27 protein-coding genes are annotated in these 22951 nt (G+C 63.4%); 22 read left to right on the top strand and 5 right to left on the bottom strand.

The genetic code is table 11. The features are described from left to right. Positions 1-15: 15 nt before the first annotated feature. From BM116_RS11835 to BM116_RS11825, 3 genes are read right to left on the bottom strand one after another with little or no spacing between them, the layout of a single operon-like run. Positions 16-552, bottom strand: coding sequence for a chemotaxis protein CheW (locus BM116_RS11835; RefSeq protein WP_083725078.1), 537 nt, complete (start codon positions 550-552; stop codon positions 16-18). 50 nt (positions 553-602) lie between these two features. Beyond that, a complete protein-coding gene (gene pilH / locus BM116_RS11830; RefSeq protein ID WP_083725030.1) occupies positions 603-968 on the bottom strand; it encodes a twitching motility response regulator PilH in 366 nt (121 codons plus the stop codon). 38 nt (positions 969-1006) lie between these two features. Next, on the bottom strand, positions 1007-1420 hold the full coding sequence (locus tag BM116_RS11825; RefSeq protein WP_083725032.1) for a response regulator: 414 nt from the start codon (positions 1418-1420) through the stop codon (positions 1007-1009). Between the two features lie 227 nt (positions 1421-1647). Between BM116_RS11825 and gshB the strand changes: the two genes are divergently transcribed. The 11 genes from gshB to siaD all read left to right on the top strand — a co-directional run bounded on the left by gshB (position 1648) and on the right by siaD (position 11370). Then, on the top strand, positions 1648-2601 hold the full coding sequence (gene gshB / locus BM116_RS11820; RefSeq protein ID WP_083725080.1) for a glutathione synthase: 954 nt from the start codon (positions 1648-1650) through the stop codon (positions 2599-2601). A 163-nt stretch (positions 2602-2764) separates the two neighbouring features. Then, positions 2765-3661: an energy transducer TonB gene (locus BM116_RS11815; protein WP_083725082.1), complete on the top strand. Its 897-nt coding sequence runs from the start codon at positions 2765-2767 to the stop codon at positions 3659-3661. Positions 3662-3766: 105 nt separating this feature from the next. Continuing rightward, the gene (locus tag BM116_RS11810) at positions 3767-4324 is read left to right on the top strand and encodes a YqgE/AlgH family protein (protein WP_083725084.1); all 558 of its coding nucleotides are present in this window, start codon (positions 3767-3769) and stop codon (positions 4322-4324) included. After that, positions 4324-4761 carry a Holliday junction resolvase RuvX gene (gene ruvX / locus BM116_RS11805; RefSeq protein ID WP_083725034.1) on the top strand — a complete coding sequence of 146 codons (438 nt, stop codon included), beginning with the start codon at positions 4324-4326 and terminating at the stop codon, positions 4759-4761. Before BM116_RS11810 ends, ruvX begins: the two co-directional genes overlap by 1 nt. Beyond that, entirely contained in the window at positions 4761-5270 is a 510-nt protein-coding gene (gene pyrR, locus BM116_RS11800) for a bifunctional pyr operon transcriptional regulator/uracil phosphoribosyltransferase PyrR (protein ID WP_083725036.1), read from the top strand. The genes ruvX and pyrR overlap by 1 nt, the downstream gene beginning before the upstream one ends. 7 nt (positions 5271-5277) lie before the next feature. After that, a complete protein-coding gene (locus tag BM116_RS11795; RefSeq protein WP_083725038.1) occupies positions 5278-6273 on the top strand; it encodes an aspartate carbamoyltransferase catalytic subunit in 996 nt (331 codons plus the stop codon). Between the two features lie 3 nt (positions 6274-6276). Continuing rightward, entirely contained in the window at positions 6277-7557 is a 1281-nt protein-coding gene (locus tag BM116_RS11790; RefSeq protein ID WP_083725040.1) for a dihydroorotase, read from the top strand. A gap of 61 nt (positions 7558-7618) precedes the next feature. Beyond that, positions 7619-9610: a biofilm regulation protein phosphatase SiaA gene (gene siaA / locus BM116_RS11785; protein ID WP_083725042.1), complete on the top strand. Its 1992-nt coding sequence runs from the start codon at positions 7619-7621 to the stop codon at positions 9608-9610. Between the two features lie 19 nt (positions 9611-9629). Then, on the top strand, positions 9630-10172 hold the full coding sequence (gene siaB / locus BM116_RS11780) for a biofilm regulation protein kinase SiaB (RefSeq protein ID WP_083725044.1): 543 nt from the start codon (positions 9630-9632) through the stop codon (positions 10170-10172). 21 nt (positions 10173-10193) lie between these two features. Continuing rightward, the gene (gene siaC / locus BM116_RS11775) at positions 10194-10571 is read left to right on the top strand and encodes a biofilm regulation phosphoprotein SiaC (protein WP_083725046.1); all 378 of its coding nucleotides are present in this window, start codon (positions 10194-10196) and stop codon (positions 10569-10571) included. A gap of 7 nt (positions 10572-10578) precedes the next feature. Then, positions 10579-11370 (top strand): biofilm regulation diguanylate cyclase SiaD, encoded by a 792-nt coding sequence (gene siaD / locus BM116_RS11770; RefSeq protein ID WP_083725048.1) that lies wholly within the window; start codon positions 10579-10581, stop codon positions 11368-11370. Between the two features lie 39 nt (positions 11371-11409). Here the strand turns inward: siaD and BM116_RS11765 are convergent, their stop codons facing one another. Both BM116_RS11765 and BM116_RS11760 read right to left on the bottom strand, forming a co-directional pair. Further along, positions 11410-12561 (bottom strand): PilT/PilU family type 4a pilus ATPase, encoded by a 1152-nt coding sequence (locus BM116_RS11765; protein ID WP_083725050.1) that lies wholly within the window; start codon positions 12559-12561, stop codon positions 11410-11412. Between the two features lie 61 nt (positions 12562-12622). Further along, positions 12623-13657 (bottom strand): type IV pilus twitching motility protein PilT, encoded by a 1035-nt coding sequence (locus BM116_RS11760; protein WP_083725052.1) that lies wholly within the window; start codon positions 13655-13657, stop codon positions 12623-12625. 78 nt (positions 13658-13735) lie between these two features. Here BM116_RS11760 and BM116_RS11755 point away from each other — a divergent pair, with 78 nt between their 5' ends. The 11 genes from BM116_RS11755 (at position 13736) to BM116_RS11705 (ending at position 22452) form a co-directional block, all read left to right on the top strand. After that, positions 13736-14422, top strand: a complete 687-nt coding sequence (locus BM116_RS11755; protein ID WP_083725054.1) for a YggS family pyridoxal phosphate-dependent enzyme — start codon at positions 13736-13738, stop codon at positions 14420-14422. A gap of 23 nt (positions 14423-14445) precedes the next feature. Next, positions 14446-15264: a pyrroline-5-carboxylate reductase gene (proC, locus tag BM116_RS11750; RefSeq protein ID WP_083725056.1), complete on the top strand. Its 819-nt coding sequence runs from the start codon at positions 14446-14448 to the stop codon at positions 15262-15264. 9 nt (positions 15265-15273) lie between these two features. Then, positions 15274-15864, top strand: a complete 591-nt coding sequence (locus BM116_RS11745; RefSeq protein ID WP_083725058.1) for a YggT family protein — start codon at positions 15274-15276, stop codon at positions 15862-15864. A gap of 172 nt (positions 15865-16036) precedes the next feature. Next, positions 16037-17179, top strand: coding sequence for a homoserine O-succinyltransferase MetX (metX, locus tag BM116_RS11740; protein ID WP_083725060.1), 1143 nt, complete (start codon positions 16037-16039; stop codon positions 17177-17179). 2 nt (positions 17180-17181) lie between these two features. After that, on the top strand, positions 17182-17772 hold the full coding sequence (gene metW, locus BM116_RS11735; protein WP_083725086.1) for a methionine biosynthesis protein MetW: 591 nt from the start codon (positions 17182-17184) through the stop codon (positions 17770-17772). 14 nt (positions 17773-17786) lie between these two features. After that, complete coding sequence (locus tag BM116_RS11730) at positions 17787-18218, top strand: DUF4426 domain-containing protein (protein WP_083725062.1); 432 nt, start codon at positions 17787-17789, stop codon at positions 18216-18218. Then, a complete protein-coding gene (rdgB, locus tag BM116_RS11725) occupies positions 18208-18819 on the top strand; it encodes an RdgB/HAM1 family non-canonical purine NTP pyrophosphatase (protein ID WP_083725064.1) in 612 nt (203 codons plus the stop codon). The genes BM116_RS11730 and rdgB overlap by 11 nt, the downstream gene beginning before the upstream one ends. A gap of 26 nt (positions 18820-18845) precedes the next feature. After that, positions 18846-20036: a radical SAM family heme chaperone HemW gene (gene hemW, locus BM116_RS11720; RefSeq protein WP_083725088.1), complete on the top strand. Its 1191-nt coding sequence runs from the start codon at positions 18846-18848 to the stop codon at positions 20034-20036. A 251-nt stretch (positions 20037-20287) separates the two neighbouring features. After that, positions 20288-21451 (top strand): iron-containing alcohol dehydrogenase, encoded by a 1164-nt coding sequence (locus tag BM116_RS11715; protein ID WP_083725066.1) that lies wholly within the window; start codon positions 20288-20290, stop codon positions 21449-21451. Positions 21452-21469: 18 nt separating this feature from the next. After that, complete coding sequence (locus BM116_RS11710; protein WP_083725068.1) at positions 21470-21907, top strand: acyl-CoA thioesterase; 438 nt, start codon at positions 21470-21472, stop codon at positions 21905-21907. Then, positions 21907-22452, top strand: coding sequence for a DUF922 domain-containing protein (locus tag BM116_RS11705; RefSeq protein ID WP_083725070.1), 546 nt, complete (start codon positions 21907-21909; stop codon positions 22450-22452). Before BM116_RS11710 ends, BM116_RS11705 begins: the two co-directional genes overlap by 1 nt. The last annotated feature ends 499 nt before the right edge of the window (positions 22453-22951 follow it).

The following is a 22951-nucleotide window of genomic DNA, read 5'->3' as shown; positions in this document are numbered from 1 at the left end:
CCGCGCCCAAGTCCATCAGATGGCAACGTCCAAAAACTGCTGGTCGTGTGCCAGGGCGCGAAAGTTGAAAACCAGCGCCTCACGTTCTCCCCGATACGCCCCTACAACGTAGGGCCGCACTTGCGCATCCAGCGCCGGTAACTCGGTGCTGAAGGTGTTCACCGGCAGATGCTGCATCCCCAGCACCTCATCTACCAGCAGCCCAACAAACAGATCGTCGCGGTCCAGCACCAGCACCCGACGCTGCTTGCGGGCAGCGGTGGAGCTAACGCCGAAAAACCGGCTCAGATCAACGATGGGCAACAGACGACCACGCACGTTAGCCACACCCCGTACCCAGGCCTTGACCCGGGGCAGCGCGGTGTAGCGCGGCTCGTGCAGGATTTCAGTGATTTCGCCCATGGCCGCCAGCATGGTACAGCCGGCGAGGCGAAAGCCAACGCCGCTCCAGGTCTCGCTGACCACGTCTTGCGACGGCAGGCCCGCGGCCTGCTGGCGGCATTGGCTGGCAAGCTGCTGCAGCAGCTCGAAGGGATGTTGAATATCTGACATGCCGTCCCTGTTCTCGTTCTTATCCGGCATCAACTAACGCGGCCTCGGCCCTAGCTGCCGAGTACGGTTTTCAGGGTCTTGATCAGGGTGGACTCGTCGACCGGCTTGGTCAGATAGTCCTTGGCGCCCTGGCGAGTACCCCAAACCTTGTCGGTTTCCTGGTCCTTGGTGGTTACGATGATGACGGGAATGTGTCCGGTTTCCGGATCTTTGGTCAGTTGCCGCGTTGCCTGAAAGCCGTTCAGGCCAGGCATCACGATATCCATCAGAACGGCGTCGGGTTTCTCCTGGCGGGCAAGAGCCACACCGTCGGCGCCGTTTTCGGCCTTGAGTACCTCGTAGCCGTGTTTTTCCAGCATGCCGGTCAGCTTGTACAGCTCAGTCGGCGAATCATCTACTACCAAAATGCGGGCCATCAGACTCCCCCGGGTTGTGCTCTGTGTTGCGTTCGCGCTCAGGCGCCGGCGGCGCCGGCCACGTTGCCGGACTGCGGAACATGCGCGCGGATGGCACCCAACAGCTCTTCCTTGCTGAAGGGTTTGGTCAGGTATTGGTCTGACCCGACGATACGGCCCTTGGCCTTGTCGAACAGACCGTCCTTGCTTGACAGCATGATGACCGGCGTCGCCCGGAAGGCGCTGTTGTTCTTGATCAGCGCGCAGGTCTGATACCCGTCAAGACGGGGCATCATGATGTCGACAAAGATGATATCCGGGTGGTTGTCGGCAATCTTGGCCAGCGCGTCAAAGCCGTCGACCGCGGTGATGACGGTGCATCCGACCTTCTTCAGCAGGGTCTCTGCCGTGCGTCGAATAGTCTTGCTGTCGTCAATCACCATGACTTTCAGGCTCTCGAAATTTTCTTCCATAAGACCAGCCTTTATTTTTGATGGAGGGTCGTACCTGTTGGCTGCGCCGACGCAGCCGCAGACCAGCCAATTCCCTGTCGGCGTACTTTTAGCATAGATTCGACGACCAATCTATAAACCCATCCCAGCGACGATACAGCTTGCGCAAAAGCACCATGCACTGGCTGCGCGCCGCCGGCGGCGCTACACTCGAAGCCCCCTGCAACAGCCTGGAATACACACCGCCCATGCGAACCCGCCTCGGTATCGTGATGGATCCGATCAACGCGATCCATTACAAGAAAGACAGTTCACTGGCCATGCTGCTGGCCGCCGCCCAACGCGACTGGGAGCTCTTCTACCTGGAGCCGCAGGACCTCTACCTGGTCGACGGCAAAGCCCACGGCTGCATGCGCCCACTCAAGGTGTTTGCCGACCCCGCCCACTGGTACGAGCTGGGCGAGGAACAAAAAGCCCCGCTGGACAGCCTGGACGTTGTCCTGATGCGCAAGGACCCGCCCTTTGATAACGAATTTCTCTACGCTACCCACATTCTCGAAGCAGCCGAGCGTGACGGCGTCCTTATCGTAAACCGCCCTGCAAGTCTGCGTGATTGCAACGAGAAATTGTTCGCCACCCAGTTCCCGCAATGCGCACCGGATCACGTCGTTACCCGGCGCGCCGACATTCTGCGTGAATTTGCTGCAAAGCACCGTGACGTTATTCTCAAACCGCTAGACGGCATGGGCGGGTCCATGATTTTCCGCATAAGGGAAAACGACCCCAACCTGAGCGTCATCATCGAGACCCTGACCCAGCACGGCACCGAGCAGATCATGGCCCAGCGCTACCTGCCGGAAATCAAGGACGGCGACAAACGCATCCTGATGATCCAGGGCGAGCCGGTACCTTATTGCCTGGCGCGCATTCCCCAGCAGGGCGAGACCCGCGGCAACCTGGCCGCCGGCGGCCGTGGCGAGGCGCGCCCGCTGACCGAACGCGATCGCTGGATCGCGGCCCAGGTCGGCCCGACCCTGCGCGAGCGCGGCCTGCTGTTTGTCGGCCTGGACGTGATTGGCGACTACCTGACCGAAATCAACGTAACCAGCCCCACCTGCATCCGCGAAATCGATGCCGCCTACGACACCGACATTGGCGGTCGTCTGATGGATGCCATCGAGGCCCTGCTGCAGGCCCGCTAGGGCACAACGGCCTGCGGCTGCACGAGCGCAATCGTGCAGCCACAAGCTTCAGCGCCGCGCGCCGTCGACACCGACGGCGTGACCTGCCCCACAGAACAGCACATGGACTTTTGTGCCGTCGGCGGGCAGACTTCCACGGATACCGAGTTCGCCTATGGACAGCATGAATACCGCCGTGACCCCTCCTGCGCCCAGCCAAGCCCGCAACGTCACCTCCCGTGACCGTCTGGGCTTCACCCTGTTTATCGCTGCGGTGCTGCACGCCCTGCTGATTCTGGGTATTACCTTTGATCTGCCGACACCGAGCGAGCTGACCAAGAGCCTGGAAATCACCCTGGCCACGCAACGGGCCGACGAGGCGCCGGAAGAGGCCGACTACCTGGCCCAGATCAACCAGCAGGGCAGTGGCACACTAGAAGAAAAGGCCGCGCCCAGCACTACCGAAGAAGCAGACTTTCAGGACAGCGAAATCCACGAAGTCACCCCGCAGCAGCAGGTCACCGCGCCGCCGCCCGAGCAGGAGCAGCAAAAGGTCATCACCACCAGTGCGCCCAAGGTCGACCAGGTCACCGCCGCGCCGCCAACAGCAGAGCCGGAGCCGGCACCCACCGCCGAGCTGAGCTTCAACATGAGCGACCTCTCGCGTGAAATCGCCAGCCTCGAGGCCCAACTGGCCGAAGAGCGCCAGGCTTACGCACGCCGTCCGCGCATCCTGCGACTGAACGCGGCCTCGACCATGGCCGACAAAGGTGCCTTCTACAAGGATGCCTGGCGCCGCAAGGTAGAACAGGTGGGCAACCTCAACTACCCCGTCGAAGCCCGCGCCAACCGCATTTATGGCAGCCTGCGCCTGATGGTCCAGATCAACCGTGACGGCAGCCTGCGCGATGTGCGCATTCTCGAATCCTCGGGCGAGAAGATTCTCGACGACGCGGCCATCCGCATCGTTCGTCTGGCCGCGCCCTTCATGCCCTTTACCGGCGAGCTGATGGATGTCGACGTGCTGGAAATCATCCGCACCTGGCGCTTTGAGCCGGGTGACCGAGTATCCAGCTTCTGACCCGCGAAGCGCCACCGCAACAACCGGCGTCAGTGCACGCCGACCAAGCGCATTCTGGCACGCAACCGCCTTGCCCTGTCTGGCCTTCGGCCCGATACTGTGGGCATGCAGACCTCGCCGAACTACCTCACGCACCATTTTTTGATCGCCATGCCCCACATGGCCGACGACCGTTTTGATCACAGCCTGATCTACCTTTGTGACCACAGCGCCGAAGGCGCCATGGGCCTGGTGATCAATCAGCCCAGCGACCTCAGCCTGGATGACCTGCTGGAGCAGCTGGCGCCCGAGCTGAGCGGCCGCACCCGACAAACCGTCTTCAACGGCGGCCCGGTTGAGCCAGAACGCGGCTTTGTACTGCACGATGGCGAGCGCCGCTGGGAGTCGAGCGCCGAGCTGGGGCCGCTGACACTGACCACCTCACAGGACATCCTGCGCGCCATGGCATGCGGCGAAGGCCCCCAGCAGGCGCTAATCACCCTCGGTTACGCCGGCTGGGGCGCCGGTCAGCTGGAGCAGGAGCTGGCCAACAATGTCTGGCTCAGTTGCCCGGCCGAACACCACATTCTGTTCCAGCTGCCCAGCGGCGAGCGCCTGAACGCCGCCGCGCGCACGCTGGGTATCGATTGGACCCTGCTGACCAGCCAGGCGGGCCACGCCTGATGCCGAACGCACATCGCCGCGCCATGGCCTTCGACTACGGCACCCGCCAAATCGGCGTCGCCGTAGGCCAAACCCTGACTGGCAACGCCGAGCCGCTGACCAACCTGCGCGCCCGTGACGGCGTGCCCGACTGGGATCAGCTCGCCAGACTGATACGCGAATGGGAGCCGAACGTGCTGGTCGTCGGTCTGCCGCTGAACATGGACGGCAGCGCCAGCGACATGAGCGAACGCGCCGCCCGCTTTGCCCGCCGCCTCAACGGCCGGTTCCAGCTGCCGGTCGAGACCGTCGACGAACGCCTGAGCACCTTCGAGGCAAAACAGCATTTAAAGGATCAGGGACGCACGCCGAGCAGCTACCGGGACGACCCGGTCGACAGTCTCGCCGCCGCCCTGCTGTTGCAAACCTGGCTGAGCAGCCAGAGCAAGGAGACATGATGAGTACACTTCCTGCGGTCGACGGCCTGCTGGCCGACATGGCCGAGCAGCTGCGCGCCCACCTCAGCGCGCGGCAGATCAGCGACCCGGCCTTTGTCGGCATTCATACCGGCGGCGTCTGGGTCGCCGAGGCGCTGCACAGCAAGGTTGCCCCCGAGGCGCCGATGGGCACCCTAGACATCGCTTTTTACCGCGACGATTTTGAACAGCACGGACTGCCGCAGCGGGTACGCCCCTCGGAACTGCCGTTCACCGTCGACGACCGTCACATCATCCTGGTCGACGACGTACTGATGACCGGTCGCACCATTCGCGCCGCCCTCAACGAGCTTTTCGACTATGGCCGCCCGGCCTCGGTGACGTTCGCCACGCTGATCGACGTCGACGCCCGTCAGCTGCCGATCCGCGCCGACATCCTTGGCGCCAGTCTGGCCCTGCCTGCGGGCCAGCGGGTAAAATTGTCCGGCCCAAGCCCCCTGCAACTGACTCTGACCGCCGCCACCAATTGAGATCGCCATGAGCCTGACGCCGCACCACCTGCAACTCAACCAACAGGGCCAGCTGCGCCACTTCCTGACCATTGAAGGGCTGTCGCGCGAACTGCTGACCGAACTGCTCGACACCGCCGACTCCTTCCTCGAAGTGGGCGAGCGCGCCGTCAAGAAGGTTCCGCTGCTGCGCGGTAAGACGGTCTGCAACGTGTTCTTCGAGAACTCCACGCGCACCCGCACCACCTTTGAGCTGGCCGCCAAGCGGCTCTCGGCGGACGTGCTCAACCTGAACATTTCCACCTCCTCGACCAGCAAGGGCGAAACCCTGTTCGACACCCTGCAGAATCTGGAGGCCATGGCGGCCGACATGTTCGTGGTGCGCCACGGCGACTCCGGGGCCGCGCACTTTATCGCCGAGCGCGTCTGCCCGGACGTGGCCATCATCAATGCGGGCGACGGCAACCACGCGCACCCGACCCAGGCGATGCTCGACATGCTGACCATCCGCCGCCACCGCGGCGACTTCGAGAACCTGTCGGTAGCCATCGTCGGCGATATCCTGCATTCGCGGGTAGCACGCTCCAACATGCTGGCGCTGAAGACGCTCGGCTGCCCCGACATCCGCGTGATAGCCCCGCGCACCCTGCTACCCGAGGGGATTGATCAATACGGCGTCAGGGTCTTCAACGACCTGCGCGTCGGCCTGCGCGACGTCGATGTGGTCATCATGCTGCGCCTGCAGAAAGAGCGCATGCAAAGCGGCCTGCTGCCGAGTGAAAGCGAGTTCTACAAGCTCTACGGCTTGACCCGCGCAACCCTGGCATTAGCCAAGCCCGATGCGCTGGTCATGCATCCGGGGCCAATCAACCGGGGCGTCGAAATCGAGTCTGACGTCGCCGACGGCCCGCAATCGGTGATCCTCAAGCAGGTGACCTACGGCATTGCCGTACGCATGGCCGTGATGTCGATGGCCATGACCGGACAGACCACCCAGCGCCAGCTCACCCAGGAAGCGAACTGAACCATGCGACTGACGATTGAAGGCGCCCGGGTTATCGACCCCGCCAGCCAGTTTGACGAGATCACCGACCTGCACATCGCCGCCGGCCATATCCAAGCCATCGGCGCTGCCCCAGAGGGTTTCACACCCAACCAGCGTATCGACGCCCGCGGGCTGATCGCCTGCCCTGGCCTGGTCGACCTCAATGTCGCCCTGCGCGAGCCCGGCTACAGCCGCAAGGGCAATATTGCCAGCGAAACCCGCGCCGCGGCCGCCGGCGGCGTGACCACCCTGTGCTGCCCTCCAGACACCCGCCCGGTGCTGGACACCCCAGCGGTGGCCGAGCTGATCCTCGACCGCAGTCAGGCCGCCGGCAATGCCCGAGTACTGCCCATCGGTGCGCTGACCAAGGGCCTGGAAGGCGAGCAACTGAGCGAGCTGGTAGCCCTGCGCGACGCCGGCTGCGTCGCCTTTACCCAAGGCCTGACACCCATGGGCGGCAACCGCATTCTGCGCCGTGCACTGGAGTACGCCGCCACCTTCGACCTGACCATCATCTTCACCCCGCAGGATGCTGATCTGGCCGAGGGCGGCATGGCCCACGAAGGGCCGACCGCCTCGCGCCTTGGCCTGGTGGGGATTCCGGAAAGCGCTGAAACCGTCGCCCTGGCCCGAGATTTGCTGCTGATTGAGCAAACCGGCGTGCGCGCGCACTTCAGCGGCCTGACCAGCGCCAGAGCGATGGACATGCTGGCCGACGCCCAGGCCCGTGGCCTGCCGGTGACCGCCGACGTTGCGGCCTACCAGTTGCTGCTGTGCGACGAAGATCTGGTTGGTTTTTCCAGCCAGCTGCACGTCATGCCGCCGCTGCGCTCCGCCGCCGACCGCCGCGCCCTGCGCGAGGCAGTGCAAAGCGGCGTGGTGCAGGCCATTGCGTCGCATCACCGGCCACACGAAGCCGAAGCCAAGCGCGTGCCCTTTGCCGCCTCGGCGCCCGGTATCAGCAGTGTCGAGATTCTGCTGCCGCTGGCGCTCACGCTGGTGGCCGACGGCCTGCTGGAGTTGCCGGCAGCGCTGTCGCGGGTCACCAGCGGGCCGGCCAACGCACTGGGCCTGCCAGCGGGTATTGGCCAGCTGCAGCTTGGCGGTGCGGCGGACATCACCCTTTTTGACCCGGCACAGGCCTGCGAGATCGGCCGAAACTGGCTATCTCGGGGCAGTAACTGCCCCTTTATAGGGCAAGGCGCGCCAGCAGCGGTTACCCATACCCTGCACGGCGGAAAGCTGGTATATCAACTGACCTGACGCTGCTGTCAGCGCGGCGCCGGGCAGCCGGCCAACACTGAGCGACTGGAAGGACACAGGCATGGCCGCATTCGGCTTACGTGGTAAATCCCTGCTGGCACTATTGCTGGCCTGCTTACTGGCATTGGTGCCGGCCGGCCTGATCGGCTGGTCGGTGCTTAACAATATCCACCAGCACTTCGGCGAAGGCTACGCACGCAACGCCACCCTGCTGAGCCGCGAACGCATCAGCGCCCCGATCAGCCGCGAGCTGGCCCTGTCGCTGCGCTTTGCCAATTCCGAAGTCACCCGCCAGTGGCTGCGCGATCCGGGCGACCCGGCCAAGGCCGACCTGTTCTTCCGCGAAGCCGAGCTGTACCGCGCAGACTTCCGTGACCACGCCTACTTCATTGGTCGCCTGGACAACCTGGGCTACTACTTCAACGGCGGAGACCAGCCGCACAGCCGCGAACCGCGTTATATCCTGAACCCTGACTCGGACGCTGACCGCTGGTTTTTCAGCACCCTACGCAACACCCAGGGCTTCAACCTCAACGTTGACGTAAACCCCGAGCTGGATACCACCAAGGTTTGGCTCAACATGGTGGTTGAAGACGACGACGGCAGCGTGCTGGCACTGGCCGGCTCCGGGCTGGACCTGTCCGATTTCATCCGCGACTTCATTACCAGCGAGACCGCCGGCGTCACGCCGATGATCGTGGACGCCGACGGCGCCATTCAGGCGCACCAGGACCGCAGCCTGATCGTGATGAACTCCGGCGCCGGCGCCAGCAGCGCCAGCGGCAGCAACCTGCTTAACCTGGTAGACGAACAGGAACGCGACGCCGTTCGCGCGGCACTTGAACAGGTCAGCCAGCAGCCGGGTAGCGTCGTCACGCTGCCAGTCAAGCTGCAGGGAGCCAATCAACTGCTGGCCGTAACCTACCTCCCGGAGCTGGACTGGTACGTCGCCAACGCCGTCGACCTGAGCACCGCCGAGGTCATCGACAGCGCCTGGGTCACGCCCCTGCTGATTGGTCTGGGCGCGCTGCTGATCCTGCTGGTGCTGATCTTTGCCTTTGCCATCGAGCGCCTGCTGCTCGGCCCGCTGCGCCAACTCAAGCGCGGCGCACAGGCCATGGCTGCCGGTCAGTATGACGTTGCCATGCCCGCCGGGCGTAACGACGAGATCGGCGAGCTGAGCGATGCCTTTGGGGTTATGGCGAAGAAAGTCCGCAGCCACACTCAGGAGCTGGAGCAGCGCGTGCAGGAGCGCACCCGCGATCTGGAAGAGGTTAACCAGCAGATGCGCACCGCCCAGCGCAAGATTGCCGACTCCATCGATTACGCCAGCCTGATCCAGCGCTCCATTCTGCCCAACCGTGAGCTGGTCAATGCCCTCGGCGAGCACCACGCCGTGCTCTGGCGCCCGCGCGACGTGGTCGGCGGTGACTTTTACATCTTCCACAGCGATCAGGACCACTGCCTGTTCGGCGTGGTCGACTGCGCCGGCCACGGCGTGCCTGGCGCGTTGATGACCATGCTGGCGCACGCCGCCCTCGACCAGGCGATCAGCGATTGCGGCATGCATGATCCGGCAGCCGTACTGCAACGTACCGACCGTATCCTGCGCCACATGCTCAGCGACGCCAACGAAGCCAAGTCGGTCGCCACCAATATGGACGTAGGCCTGGCCTACGTTGACCTGAAGCAGGGCAACGTTACCTTCTCCGGTGCCAAGATAGCCCTGTACTACAGCGACGGCGACACGGTCGACCACCTGCCGGGCGCGCGCCGGGCACTTGGTGACAAGCGTCAGGGCGAGTACCACAACAGCCAGATCGAGCTGCGCGCAGGCCGTACCTTCTACCTGTGTACCGACGGCTTCCTCGACCAGGCAGGCGGCGAACGCGGCTTCGGCTTCGGCAACAGCCGCTTTGCCGACATGCTGCGCGCCCACGCCAGCCTGCCACTGAACGAGCAAAGTGCGGCATTCAGCGATACACTGGCCGCCTATCAGGGTGACTATCCGCAGCGCGACGATATCACCATGCTGTGTTTCCGTTTTGACTGAGCCCGCAACAGGAGCCGTAATGGACAACATCGACCTATTCGCCATGCGCGAACGTTTCAATAGCCAGCAGATCATGCTGTGCTTTAACGGGCCGATTTCGCGCAGCCTGATCGAAGAGATCGGCAATGCGCTGCGTAACTACCTGGCTGCCGACCACGCCCATCCCAGCGCGGCCATGGATGTGTTTGCGGTCTACATCGAGATGACGCAGAACATCAGCCACTACACCCGTTCCAAGGGCTGGAACGAGCAGGAAGCCGGCGCCACCGTGGTGGTCTCGCGCAACGAGGACAACCGCTACGTGGTTTCGGCCGGCAACCTGATCGAAAGCGGTGATGGCCAAAGCCTGGTCGTCGCCATTGACCAGCTCGCCCAGCTGGACAAAGCCGGCCTGAAAGCCGCCTACAAGGAACAACTGCGCCGACCACGTGATGCCGAGCGCGCCTCCGGCGCCGGTCTCGGGCTGATCGACATCGCCCGTAAATCCAGTGCGCCGCTGCAGGCTTCACTGCAGCCTGCCGCCGACGGTCGCAGCTTTTTCAGCCTGCGCGCCGTGATCTGATCGAATCGAGAGCACCAGATAATGAACGACTTCAGTATTCCCAGCTCCCAGTCCACACCGGAAGTCCGCAGTGACTGGGCAGCCGGCCAACTGTTCATGGCCGGCGACTCCTACCCGGAGAACTCCTTCGACATGTTCCAGCAGGTCTTCGACTGGATCGAGGGCTACCTTGCCGAGGGCGGCAAGCCGCTCAGCCTGGAACTGCGCCTGCTGTATTTGAACACCAGCAGCGTCAAGGCCATGATGGATGTATTCGACCTGCTCGAAGCTGCGCACCAGGATGGCGCGCAGGTCCAAGTCAACTGGTACTACGACCCGCAGAACGAACGCGTGGCCGAGCTGGCGGAAGAGTTCAAGGAAGACTGCACCTTCACCTTCAACATCATCAACCACAGCTGAGGCGCCCATGAAAGCGTCGAAAGAGGGTCTGGAAGTTCAGATCCAAACGCTGCTGGACAGTGGCGAGCACGAGGACAGTCCGCTGTCGGCGCCGCTGCGCGAGCTGTGGACGGCGCACCAGGACCTGGCCCGGCGTATCGATCGCATCAGTCACATTTCCGACGGCTTTCAAAGCCTGGCCAAGCAACGTGAGCAGTCGCTGACCGAGCGTCTGAACAAGCAGCTGCGCCAGTTGGAAAAGGTCGCGCGCATCTCCGACCGCTACCAGAACATGATGCGCGACCTCAACGAGGCCCTGCGCGAGGCCTCGACCCACGACGCCCTCACCGGCCTGGCCAACCGCCGCCTGCTGGTCGAGAAGCTGAAGAAAGAAGTCGAGCGCTACGCCCGTTATCAGCGCCCGTTCAGCATTGCCATGCTGGATGTCGACCACTTCAAGGGCATCAACGACCGCTACGGCCACGAAGTGGGCGACGGCGCGCTGATCGAGATAGCACGGGTGCTGGATGCAGAAATCCGCGAAAACGACCTGTGCGGCCGCTGGGGCGGGGAAGAGTTTCTGATTCTGCTGCCAGAGACCGGCGACCAGGCTGCCGGGCTGGTGATGGAGCGGGTACGCAACGCGGTAGAAAGGCTGACCATTCGCGTGCAGGACGAATCGGTCTACATGACCGTCAGCATCGGCGTAGCGGAGCACCGCAAGGAGTCGAGCTACTCCGACACCATCAGCCGTGCCGACCACGCCCTGCTGGTCGCCAAGCGTGGCGGCCGCAACCAGCTGAGCACCGCCACAGACTAAGCGGGCAAGCCTGCACTGCGCTTGCCCGGCCTGCCAGCCTCAGCGGCGATTGCGCAGAGCCACGTCCTCTTCTTCTTCCAGCGAGAAGCCACCTGCCTGCTGATCCTGCATCAGATGCTTGCCATCGGTCTCCGAGCCCAGCTTGATCATCAGACGCAGGTCGTTGGCCGAGTCGGCATGGGCCAGCGCATCTTCATAGGTGATTTCACCGCTGCTGTAGAGCTTGTACAGCGCCTGGTCAAAGGTCTGCATCCCCACTTCATTGGAGCGCGCCATCAGCGGTTTGAGCTCGTGCACCTCACCCTTGCGGATCATGTCAGCCGCCAGCGGGGTGTTAAGCAGCACTTCAATCGCCGCACGCCGACCCTTGCCGTCCGGCGTCGGAATCAGCTGCTGGGCGACGATGGCCTTGAGGTTCAGCGACAGGTCCATCCAAACCTGTTGATGCATCTCGTTGGGGAAGAAGTGAATGATGCGGTCCAGCGCCTGGTTGGCGTTGTTGGCGTGCAGGGTGGCCAGACACAAGTGACCGGTTTCGGCAAACGCCACCGCGTGGTCCATGGTCTCCTTGGTCCGCACCTCACCAATCAGGATCACGTCCGGCGCCTGGCGCAGGGTGTTCTTCAGCGCCACTTCGAACGAGTCGGTATCAATGCCCACTTCACGCTGGGTCACGATGCAATTCTGGTGCTGGTGAATGAACTCGATCGGGTCTTCGATGGAGATGATATGGCCGCTGGAATGCTTGTTGCGGTAACCGATCATGGAGGCCAGCGAGGTCGACTTACCGGTACCCGTCGCACCGACAAAGATCACCAGCCCGCGCTTGGTCATCGCCAGCTGCTTGAGGATGTCGGGCAGGCGCAGCTCTTCCATGGTCGGGATGTTGATCTCGATCCGCCGCAGCACCATGCCCACCAGGTTGCGCTGGTAGAAGGCACTGACCCGGAAGCGGCCAATACCGCGCGCGCTGATCGCAAAGTTGCACTCACGGTTCTCGGCAAACTCGCGGCGCTGGGCCTCGGTCATCACCCCGAGGACGGTCTCGCGGGTCTGTTCCGGTGAAAGGGGGGTTTTGGTAACCGGCAGAATCTTGCCGTGAACCTTCATGCTCGGCGGGACACCGGCGGTAATGAACAGGTCGGAGGCGCCCTTCTCGACCATCAACCGCAACAGCTTTTCAAACTCCATGCTCTGCCTCTTTTTTCCTTTGCGGCAGGCAGCTCAGTGCCTGCCATAACTACCGGCCGGGTTAGAAGCCGTCGACTGCCTTGGCTTTCTCGCGGGCGCTTTCCTTGGTAACCAGACCTTTGGCGACCAGGCCTTTCAGGCACATGTCGAGGGTCTGCATGCCAATGTTGCCGCCGGTCTGAATGGCCGAATACATCTGCGCAATCTTGTCTTCACGGATCAGGTTACGGATGGCCGGTGTGCCGATCATGATCTCGTGGGCCGCGACCCGACCGCCGCCGATCTTCTTCAGCAGGGTCTGGGAAATAACCGCCTGCAGCGACTCCGACAGCATGGAACGCACCATGGCCTTTTCTTCGCCGGGGAACACGTCAACGATACGGTCGATGGTCTTGGCGGCAGAGGTGGTGTGCAGGGTGCCGAACACCAGGTGACCGGTTTCTGCGGCGGTCAGCGCCAGGCGAATGGTTTCAAGGTCACGCATCTCACCCACCAGGATGATGTCCGGGTCTTCCCGCAGGGCCGAGCGCAGGGCTTCGGCAAAGCCGAGGGTGTCGCGGTGCACTTCACGCTGGTTGACCAGACACTTCTTGGACTCGTGCACGAATTCGATCGGGTCTTCGATGGTCAGGATGTGCTGGTACTTGGTGCTGTTGAGGTAGTCCACCATCGCCGCCAGGCTGGTCGACTTGCCCGAACCGGTCGGGCCGGTTACCAGCACCAGACCACGCGGGTTGTCGGAAATCTTCTTGAACACATCGCCCATGCCCAGATCTTCCATGGTCAGTACCTTGGAAGGAATGGTCCGGAACACGGCGCCAGCACCGCGGTTCTGGTTGAAGGCGTTGACCCGGAAGCGTGCGACGCCGGGCACTTCGAAGGAAAAGTCAGTTTCCAGGAATTCTTCGAAATCCTTGCGCTGCTTGTCATTCATGATGTCGTAGATCAGCGCATGAACCTGCTTGTGATCCATGGCCGGCACGTTGATGCGACGCACGTCGCCATCGACGCGAATCATGGGCGGCAATCCTGCCGACAGGTGCAAGTCCGACGCGCCCTGTTTGGCGCTGAAGGCTAACAGCTCGGTAATATCCATAGGGTTCCCCATAACGTCCGGCAAGCATGTAGAATGCCGACAGTGTCTTATTCCATTGGCAAGGTATTAACGTCCGTAATGTCCACGATAGCAGAGAATATTGCAAACGTTCGTGAACGTATTAAGAGGGCGGCCGAGGTCGCCGGACGCGATCCGGCCGCCATTACCCTGCTGGCTGTCAGCAAGACCAGACCGGCCGGTGACATCCGTGAAGCCTGGGCAGCCGGCCAGCGCGATGTTGGCGAGAACTACCTGCAGGAGGCCCTCGACAAGATGGCCGAGCTGCAGGACCTGCCACTGCACTGGCACTTCATCGGGCCAATCCAGTCCAACAAGACCCGCGCCATCGCTGAGCACTTTGACTGGGTGCACAGCGTAGACCGGCTGAAGATCGCCCAGCGCCTGTCTGATCAACGCCCCGAGAGTCTGCCGGCACTCAACATCTGTCTGCAGGTCAATATCAGCGGCGAGGACAGCAAGTCCGGCGTGACGCTGGCCAAGCTGCCGGCGCTGGCCGAGGCCGTTGCCGCGCTGCCGCGCCTGCAGCTGCGCGGATTGATGGCGATTCCGGCACCGGCCGACAGCAGCGAGCAGCGGCGCGTACCGCTGGCCGCCCTGCGCGAGGCCGCCACACAGCTGTCACTGCCACTGGACACACTGTCGATGGGCATGAGCGATGACCTGACCGAAGCGGTACAGGAAGGCGCCACCATCGTGCGTATCGGCACCGCCCTGTTCGGGCAGCGCCAGTACCCCCAACCCTAATTTGCACGCGCAGCGAGGTTTTCATGACTGCACCCGTAATCGGATTCATCGGCGCCGGTAACATGGCCACCAGCCTGATCGGCGGCATGCTGCAGAAGAACGTCAAACCGGCCAACCTGATCGCCAGCGACAGCAAGCCCGAACAGTGCGCCGCTTTGGAGCGTCAGTTCCAGATTCGCACCAGCACCGACAACGCGGTACTGGCCGCCGAGTGCGACGTGCTGCTGCTGGCAGTCAAGCCGCAGGTCATGCAGGACGTCTGCCGCGCCCTGCCGCGCGAGCGCAAGCCGGGCCAGCTGATCATCTCGATTGCCGCCGGTATCAGCTGCGTCAGCCTGGAAAACTGGCTGGGCGCCGGTACTGCCATCGTGCGCTGCATGCCCAACACGCCGTCGCTGCGCGGCCAGGGCGTCAGCGGCCTGTACGCCACCCCGGCGGTCAGCGAGGCCCAGCGCGAGCAGGCCGAGTCCATCCTCAACGCCGTGGGCATCAGCGTGTGGCTGGATGAGGAAAAGCTGATCGACGCGGTCACTGCTGTGTCCGGTAGCGGCCCAGCCTACTTCTTCTATCTGATCGAAGCCATGATCGATGCCGGCGAAAAACTCGGCCTGCCGCGCGACACCGCCGAGCGCCTGGCGCTGTTTACTGGCCTGGGTGCGGCCGACATGGCGGTGCACAGCGACGTGGACGTAGCCGAGCTGCGCCGCCGCGTCTGCTCGCCCAACGGCACCACCGAGCGCGCAATCGAAACCTTCCGTAGCCAGGGCTTGCCCAAGATGGTCGACGACGCCATGCAGGCCTGTGCCGACCGCGCCGCCGAAATGTCCCGCGAGCTTGCCTGAGGAAACCCCATGAACAGCCTGAACACGGCCGCTATCTACCTGATCCAGACCCTCGGCAGCCTTTACCTGCTGATCGTGCTGCTGCGCTTTTTGCTGCAGCTGGTCCGTGCCGACTTCTATAACCCCCTGTCGCAGTTCATCGTGCGCGCCACCAAGCCGCTGCTGATGCCGCTGCGTCGCCTGATTCCAGGCTACGGCGGGCTGGACTTTGCCTCGCTGGTGCTGGGCATTGCCATCCAGCTGGTGATGCTGATCCTGATCATCCTGCTGATGGGCTACGCGCTGCCCAACATCCTGCTGCTGGTCAGCTGGGCGGCGATTGGTGTGCTGGCGCTGTTCGTGAAGATCTTCTTCTTTGCGCTGATCATCAGCGTGATCCTGTCCTGGGTCGCGCAGGGCAGCTACAACCCGGCAGTGATTCTGATCAACCAGCTGTGTGAACCCATTCTGGCGCCGATCCGCAAGATCCTGCCGGCGCTGGGCGGCCTGGACCTCTCGCCGATCTTTGCCTTTATTGCCATCCGCCTGTTCGACATGCTGGTGATCGCCAACCTGGCGGCCGCTGCCGGCATGCCCGGTGGCCTGACCCTGGCGCTCTAACCGCGCCAGCGCGTCCTCCGCAGCGGCTGACCGCTGCGGGCCGCCGAATATTGCGCCACAACCAAGCGCTATTTAGACTGGCGCATTCATTATTGGCCCTTCGCCTGCCTGCTGTACCCGGGAGCGACCCTCCCCGCGAAGCCCGGCCAAGCGACACAGGAACAGGTTACCGATGTCCGAACTACCTGCCGATTCCGTCGGCCTGGTCACCCCCCAGCGCCACACCTTTACCGAGCCGCTATCACTGGCCTGCGGCAAGCAGCTGCCGAGCTACGATCTGGTGTATGAGACCTACGGCGAGCTGAACACTAGCGCCAGCAACGCGGTGCTGATCTGCCACGCGCTGTCTGGCCACCATCACGCTGCCGGGTATCACAGCCTGGATGAGCGCAAGCCCGGCTGGTGGGACAACTGCATCGGCCCTGGCAAGGCCATCGACACCAACCGCTTCTTTGTTGTCAGCCTCAACAACCTCGGCGGCTGCCACGGTTCCACCGGCCCATCCAGCATCAACCCGGAAACCGGCAACAGTTACGGCGCCAGCTTCCCGGTGCTGACCGTCGAGGACTGGGTACACAGCCAGGCGCGCCTGGCGGATGTGCTGGGCATCACCCAGTGGGCAGCGGTCGTGGGCGGCAGCCTGGGCGGCATGCAGGCGCTGCAGTGGGCGATCAGCTACCCCGAGCGTATCCGTCACTGCGTGGCGATTGCCACCGCGCCCAAGCTGTCGGCGCAAAACATCGCCTTCAACGAGGTGGCCCGCCAGGCCATCATCACCGATCCGGACTTTCACAACGGCGACTACGCCACCTTTGGCGTGATCCCCAAGCGCGGCCTGATGCTGGCGCGCATGGTTGGCCACATTACCTACCTGTCGGATGACTCGATGGGGGCCAAGTTTGGCCGCGAGCTGCGCGCCGACCGCCTCAACTACGACTTCACCAGTGTCGAGTTTGAGGTAGAAAGCTACTTGCGCTATCAGGGCCAGGAGTTTTCCGGCCGCTTTGACGCCAACACCTACCTGCTGATGACCAAGGCGCTGGACTACTTTGACCCGGCCGGCGCCCACGGCGGCGACCTGGCGCGCACCCTGGCCGATATCAAGGCGCGCTGCCTGGTGATGTCCTTTACCACCGACTGGCGCTTCTCGCCGGCCCGCTCACGTGAGCTGGTCGACGCCCTGCTGGCCGCCCGCAAAGAAGTCAGCTACTTGGAGATTGAAGCAGCGCAGGGGCACGACGCCTTCCTGCTGCCCATTCCCCGCTATATCGAGGCCCTGAGTGGCTACATGAATCGTATCGAGGTGAGCCAATGAGCCTGCGCGCCGACCTTGAGATCATCCAGCAGTGGATTCGCCCCGGCAGCCGCGTACTCGACCTGGGCTGCGGCGAAGGCCAGCTGCTGCGTCACCTGCGCGACCACAAAGAGGTGCAGGGCTACGGCTTGGAGATCGACCCGGACAAGATCAGCAGCTGCATCCGCCACGGCGTCAACGTGATGGAGCAGAACCTCGACGAGAGCCTGGACAACTTCGAAGACAACAGCTTCGATACCGTGGTCATGACCCAGTCGCTGCAGGCCATGCACTACCCCGACCGGGTACTGGAAGACATGCTGCGCATCGGTCACGAAGGCATTCTGACCTTCCCCAACTTCGCTCACTGGCGCTGCCGCTGGTACCTGGGGACCAAGGGCCGCATGCCGGTGTCCGAGTTCATGCCCTATACCTGGTACAACACCCCAAATATCCACTTCTGCACCTTCAAGGATTTTGAACAGCTGTGCCGTGAGCGCGGCATCAAGGTGCTGGACCGTCTGGTGGTCGATCAGACCCACCAGAGCAGCTGGTTAAGCGGCCTGTGGCCCAACCTGCTGGGTGAAGTGGCGATCTATCGAATCAGCCGCTGATAAGGAGCACTGCCATGTTTCGTCGTTTCTGCCTGCTGGGCCTGATGCTGCTCAGCCTCAACGCCATCGCCGGCCCGGAGCCCACCCGCTTTGGCGACCTGGTGGTCTATCACAACGTCTTCAACAGCAGCATGTTGCAGCCCGACATCGCCGCCAACGCCGGCCTCATGCGCGGCCCGACCCACGGCGTACTCAACGTGGCGGTGCAGCGCCCGGACGGCAGCGCGGTGGATGCGGTGCTCAAGGGCGAGGTGCGCAGCCTGATCGGCCAGCCGGTCGCGCTCGACTTCAAACGCATTCAGGAAGGCGACGCCATCTACTTTGTCGCCAATTACAGCGCCACCCAACGCGGCGTGCTGCTGTTCAAAGTGGACATTCAGGCCGAAGAAGGCGCCATGGTGCACAGCCTGAGCTTCCAGCAAGAGTTTTTCCCCGATGACCAGTAACGCCACCCTGCCCTTCAACGAACTTGTACTGGCGAGCAACAACAAGGGCAAACTCGCGGAGCTCCAGGCCATGCTGGGAGACAGCATCACCGTGCGCCCGCAAAGCGACTTCACCGATATCGAAGCCGAAGAAACCGGCCTGACCTTCGTTGAGAACGCGCTGATCAAGGCCCGCCACGCCGCCAGCGTATCGGGCCTGCCCGCCCTGGCCGACGACTCCGGCCTGGCGGTCGACGCCCTTGGCGGCGCCCCCGGCATCTACTCCGCCCGCTACGCCGGCGGCGCCGGTGACGCGGCCAACAACGCCAAGCTGCTCGACGCGCTGAAAGACGTGCCCGATGCCGAGCGCGGCGCCCAGTTTATCTGCGCCCTCGCCCTGCTGCGCCACGCCGAAGACCCGATTCCGCTGATCTGCGAAGGCGCCTGGGAAGGCCGCATCCTGCACGCCGCCAGCGGCGAGCACGGCTTTGGCTACGATCCGCTGTTCTGGGTACCGGAACGCGACTGCTCCAGCGCCGAACTCAGTCCGCAAGAGAAGAACCAACTGAGTCACCGGGCGCGGGCAATGGCGCAGCTGCGTCAGCGACTGGGGTTGCTTTGAAGCAGCCAGAAGCTGAAAGCCGGAAGCTGGAAGCAGAAGCCCACTCGGACCGCGTCAAGCTTCAAGCTTCAAGCTTCAAGCCGCCGCCCTTGGCGGCGTACGTGCATATCCCCTGGTGCGTAAAGAAGTGCCCCTACTGCGACTTCAACTCGCACACCAGTCACGATACCCTGCCCGAAGCCGAGTACGTTGACGCGCTGATCGAGGATCTGGAGCAGGACCTGCAAGCACTCGATGGCCTGCCCGCTCGGCCGCTGACGTCGATTTTCTTCGGTGGCGGTACGCCGAGTCTGTTTTCGGCCGCCGCCCTCGACCGCTTTCTACAGGCGCTGAACCAGCGCGTACCCTTCGCAGACGACATCGAAATCACCCTTGAGGCCAACCCCGGCACCTTCGAGCAGGCCAAGTTTCGCGACTATCGGCTTGCGGGCATCAATCGCCTGTCGATCGGCATCCAGAGTTTCAACGCCGAGCATCTGAAGGCGCTGGGCCGCATTCATGACGACCGCGAAGCCCTCGGCGCCGTCGAGATGGCGCGCCGGGCCGGCTTCGACAACCTGAATCTGGACCTGATGCACGGCCTGCCGAATCAGGACAACGCCCAGGCGATGGCCGATCTGGATCAGGCGATGGCCCTCGCGCCCGAGCACCTGTCCTGGTATCAGCTGACGCTCGAGCCCAACACCGTGTTCTACTCGCGCCCGCCCACGCTACCCGAAGAAGACATCCTCTGGTCGATTCAGGAGGCCGGGCTGCAACGGCTGGCTGCCGGTGGCTACGCCCAATACGAAATCTCGGCCTACGCCAAGGGCGGTCGCCGCGCCCGCCATAACCTCAACTACTGGCAGTACGGCGACTTTCTGGGGCTGGGCGCCGGCGCCCACGGCAAGCTGACCGACGCCAACGGCGCCGTGCAGCGCTACTGGAAGACCCGCCTGCCCAAGGACTATCTCAACCCGGACAAAGCCTATCTGGCAGGCAGCAAGACCCTGGATAGCGACGAGTTGCCCTTTGACTTTCTGATGAACGCCCTGCGCCTGGTCGATGGTGTGCCCAGCGCCTGGTACGCCGAGCGCACCGGTCAGTCGCTGGCGCAGATTGCCGACACACTGAAGCAGGCCGAGACCAAAGGCCTGCTGGAGCCCTGGCAACAGCAACTGCGCCCGACCGAGCGCGGCAGGCTGTTCCTCAACGACCTGCTGGAAATGTTCCTCTAGGCACGTCGCAAGGCCGAGTTCCAACTCGGCCAAAAGCGCATTCCAGACTCGCTCTGCCACCTTTAACGGACGTTTGATTACCATCCGTTACATCAATAGCCCTTGCCGCATGAACGTACAGTCAGCAGAATTGGTTCAGTCTGGATAAACCTCGCCACGTGCCGGCTCTTATGCACGGCAACGCCACTACAGCAACAGGTGCCCCCTCGCCGCCCTTGGCAGGCCGAGCAGACACCCCACCCGGAGGCCCGATGAATCCCTTCAGCTTTGCTACCACCGCGCAGATCCTTTGCGAATCCGGCTCCGCCGCCCAGCTGGGCGAGCTGTGCAAGCTGCGCGATGCCCACCGCGTGCTTATCGTTACCGACCCCGGCATCACCAAGATCGGCCTGCTCAATGACGTACTGCCGACCCTGGCCAAGGCGCAAGTTGCCGCCGAAGTATTCGATAAGGTAGAAGCAGACCCGCCGGAGTCCGTGGTGCTGGCCGCCGTTGAGCAGGCCAAAGCCATGCAGGCGGAGCTGATCATCGGTTTTGGTGGCGGCAGCTCGATGGACGTGGCCAAACTGGTAGCCCTGCTCGCACACCCCAACTGCACGCAAAGCCTGCAAGACATCTACGGCGTGGGCAACGCCCGCGGCCAACGCCTGCCGCTGATTCAGGTGCCAACCACGGCCGGCACCGGCTCGGAAGTGACCCAGATCGCCATCATCACCACCGGCGCCACCACCAAGATGGGCGTGGTCTCCCCCATTCTGCTGCCCGACCTGGCGCTGCTCGATGCCGACCTGACCCTAGGGCTGCCGTCCCACGTCACCGCCGCCACCGGCATCGACGCCATGGTGCACGCCATTGAGGCCTACACCAGCAAACTGAAGAAGAACCCGTTGTCTGACATGCTCGCCCGCGAGGCCCTGCGCCTGCTGGCCGGCAACCTGGACGCCGTGGTGCAGGACGGCCAGAACCGTGAAGCCCGTCAGGCCATGCTGCTCGGCGCCCTGCTAGCCGGTCAGGCCTTTGCCAATGCGCCGGTTGCCGCCGTCCACGCGCTAGCCTACCCGCTGGGCGGCCACTATCACATCCCGCACGGGCTCTCGAACGCGCTGGTGCTGCCGACCGTGATCGAGTTCAACGCACCGGCTGCCGCGCCCCTGTACGCCGAACTGGCGCCGCTGATCGTCGGCCGCGCTCTGGTGCCGGGCGATGCCGAGAGCCTGACCGAACAGCTGGTACGCGCCCTGGGCGAGCTCAGCCCGCGCTGCGGCCTGCCCAGCCGCCTGCGCGATGCCGGCGTGCCCAAGGACGCACTGGAAATGCTGGCCAAGGACGCCATGCTGCAGCAGCGTCTGCTGGTCAACAACCCGCGCGAAGTCACCGAAGCCGACGCGCTGGCCATCTACAACCTGGCCTACTGAGCCGCAAGCGGAGTATTCATGAGTACAAGCAAGCCCACGCGCAGCGATTACCACTACCTGCACGCCATCACCACCCGCTGGCACGACAACGACATCTATGGCCACGTCAACAACGTGACCTACTACAGCTACTTCGACAGCGCGGTAAACAGCTGGCTGATCGCCGAGGGCGGGCTGGACATCCACGACGGCGATCAGGTCGCCTTTGTGGTCAGCTCCAATTGCGACTACTTCGCCCCCATTGCCTTCCCCGATGCCATCGAGATCGGCGTCAAGGTCGCGCGCCTGGGCAGCAGCTCGGTGCATTACGAGCTGGCGGTATTCAAGCAGGGACGTGATGAAGCCTGCGCCGCCGGGCGCTTTGTCCACGTATTTGTGGACCGCGCCAGCAACACTGCCTTTCCGATTCCCAACCGCTGCCGCGCCGCCCTTGAGCGCCTGATGGACCCAATCTGATGCGCCGCCGGTTGCTGTTGCCGCTGCTGTTCGGCCCGCTGCTGGCCGCAGGCCAAGTCCAGGCCGAGCCTCGGCTGCAGAATCGGGTGGAAAGCTTTGATATAAGCGGCGCCACCGTGGATACCATTCGCGCCAACCTCAACCGCAACCGGCAGCACAGCGCCAACCGGGTTGAATGGCACTTCAACTGGGAGTCCACACCGGGCCAGTGCCGTATCACCGAAGTACGCACCGAAGTCAGCGTGACCCTGCACCAGCCGCGCCTGCTACCCGACCCGCAGCGCGCGGCCAGCGTGCAGCAGCAATGGGACGCCTACCTGCTGGCATTGCAGGCACATCAGGAAGGGCACGTAGAGCTGGCACTGAACAGTGCCAGAGAGATAGAAAGGGCCATTATGGCCCTGCCGCCAGCCAGCTCCTGCGACCAGTTGCAGACCAGCGCCAACGCCACCGGCCGCCGCCTGCTGGAACAACTTGCAGCAGACGACCGCCAGTACGACAAACGCACCCAGCAGGGCACGCTGGACGGCGCGCACTTCCCGTAAAAAAGCAGCACCGCACCGCCTGTAGGGTAGAGAACGCCAACGTCTTCTCCACCGGCCGCCCTCGCTCGGCACAGCGGGTCGTACCGCCGATTGGTGGGCAACGCTGCGCGCTTGCCCACCCTTGTATCTCGACTACTGCCTCTCCACGGAGGCATAGTTCCCGACTGATCCTCGGGGGAGGCTGGTAAGCCGTGTCCACCCTTAAGCCGCTGAGCTTGCAGCGTAGATTGGGCTGCCACCTCCATTTCATCCCTTAAGTCCGAACGGTATCTAGAGCCGCAAGAGCTCGCATTGCACAAGGTTGGACGGGATGACGTGATCATCAAAACGACTGCATGGAGGACATCTCATGACACTGGTAGTGGGCATCGATATCGCCAAGCGCACTTTTGATCTGGCCACACTGCAGCCCAACGGCAAGCACCGAACCAAGAGCAAATTAAGCAACGATCAGGCAGGCTTCGCCGTCTTTGAAGACTGGCTCCAGCGCCATGCTGAG

It is taken from the genome of Halopseudomonas pachastrellae, from assembly GCF_900114765.1.
GTDB lineage: Bacteria > Pseudomonadota > Gammaproteobacteria > Pseudomonadales > Pseudomonadaceae > Halopseudomonas > Halopseudomonas pachastrellae.
Note: the sequence above shows the minus strand (reverse complement) of the source record. Positions and strands in the feature narration are given on the sequence as shown.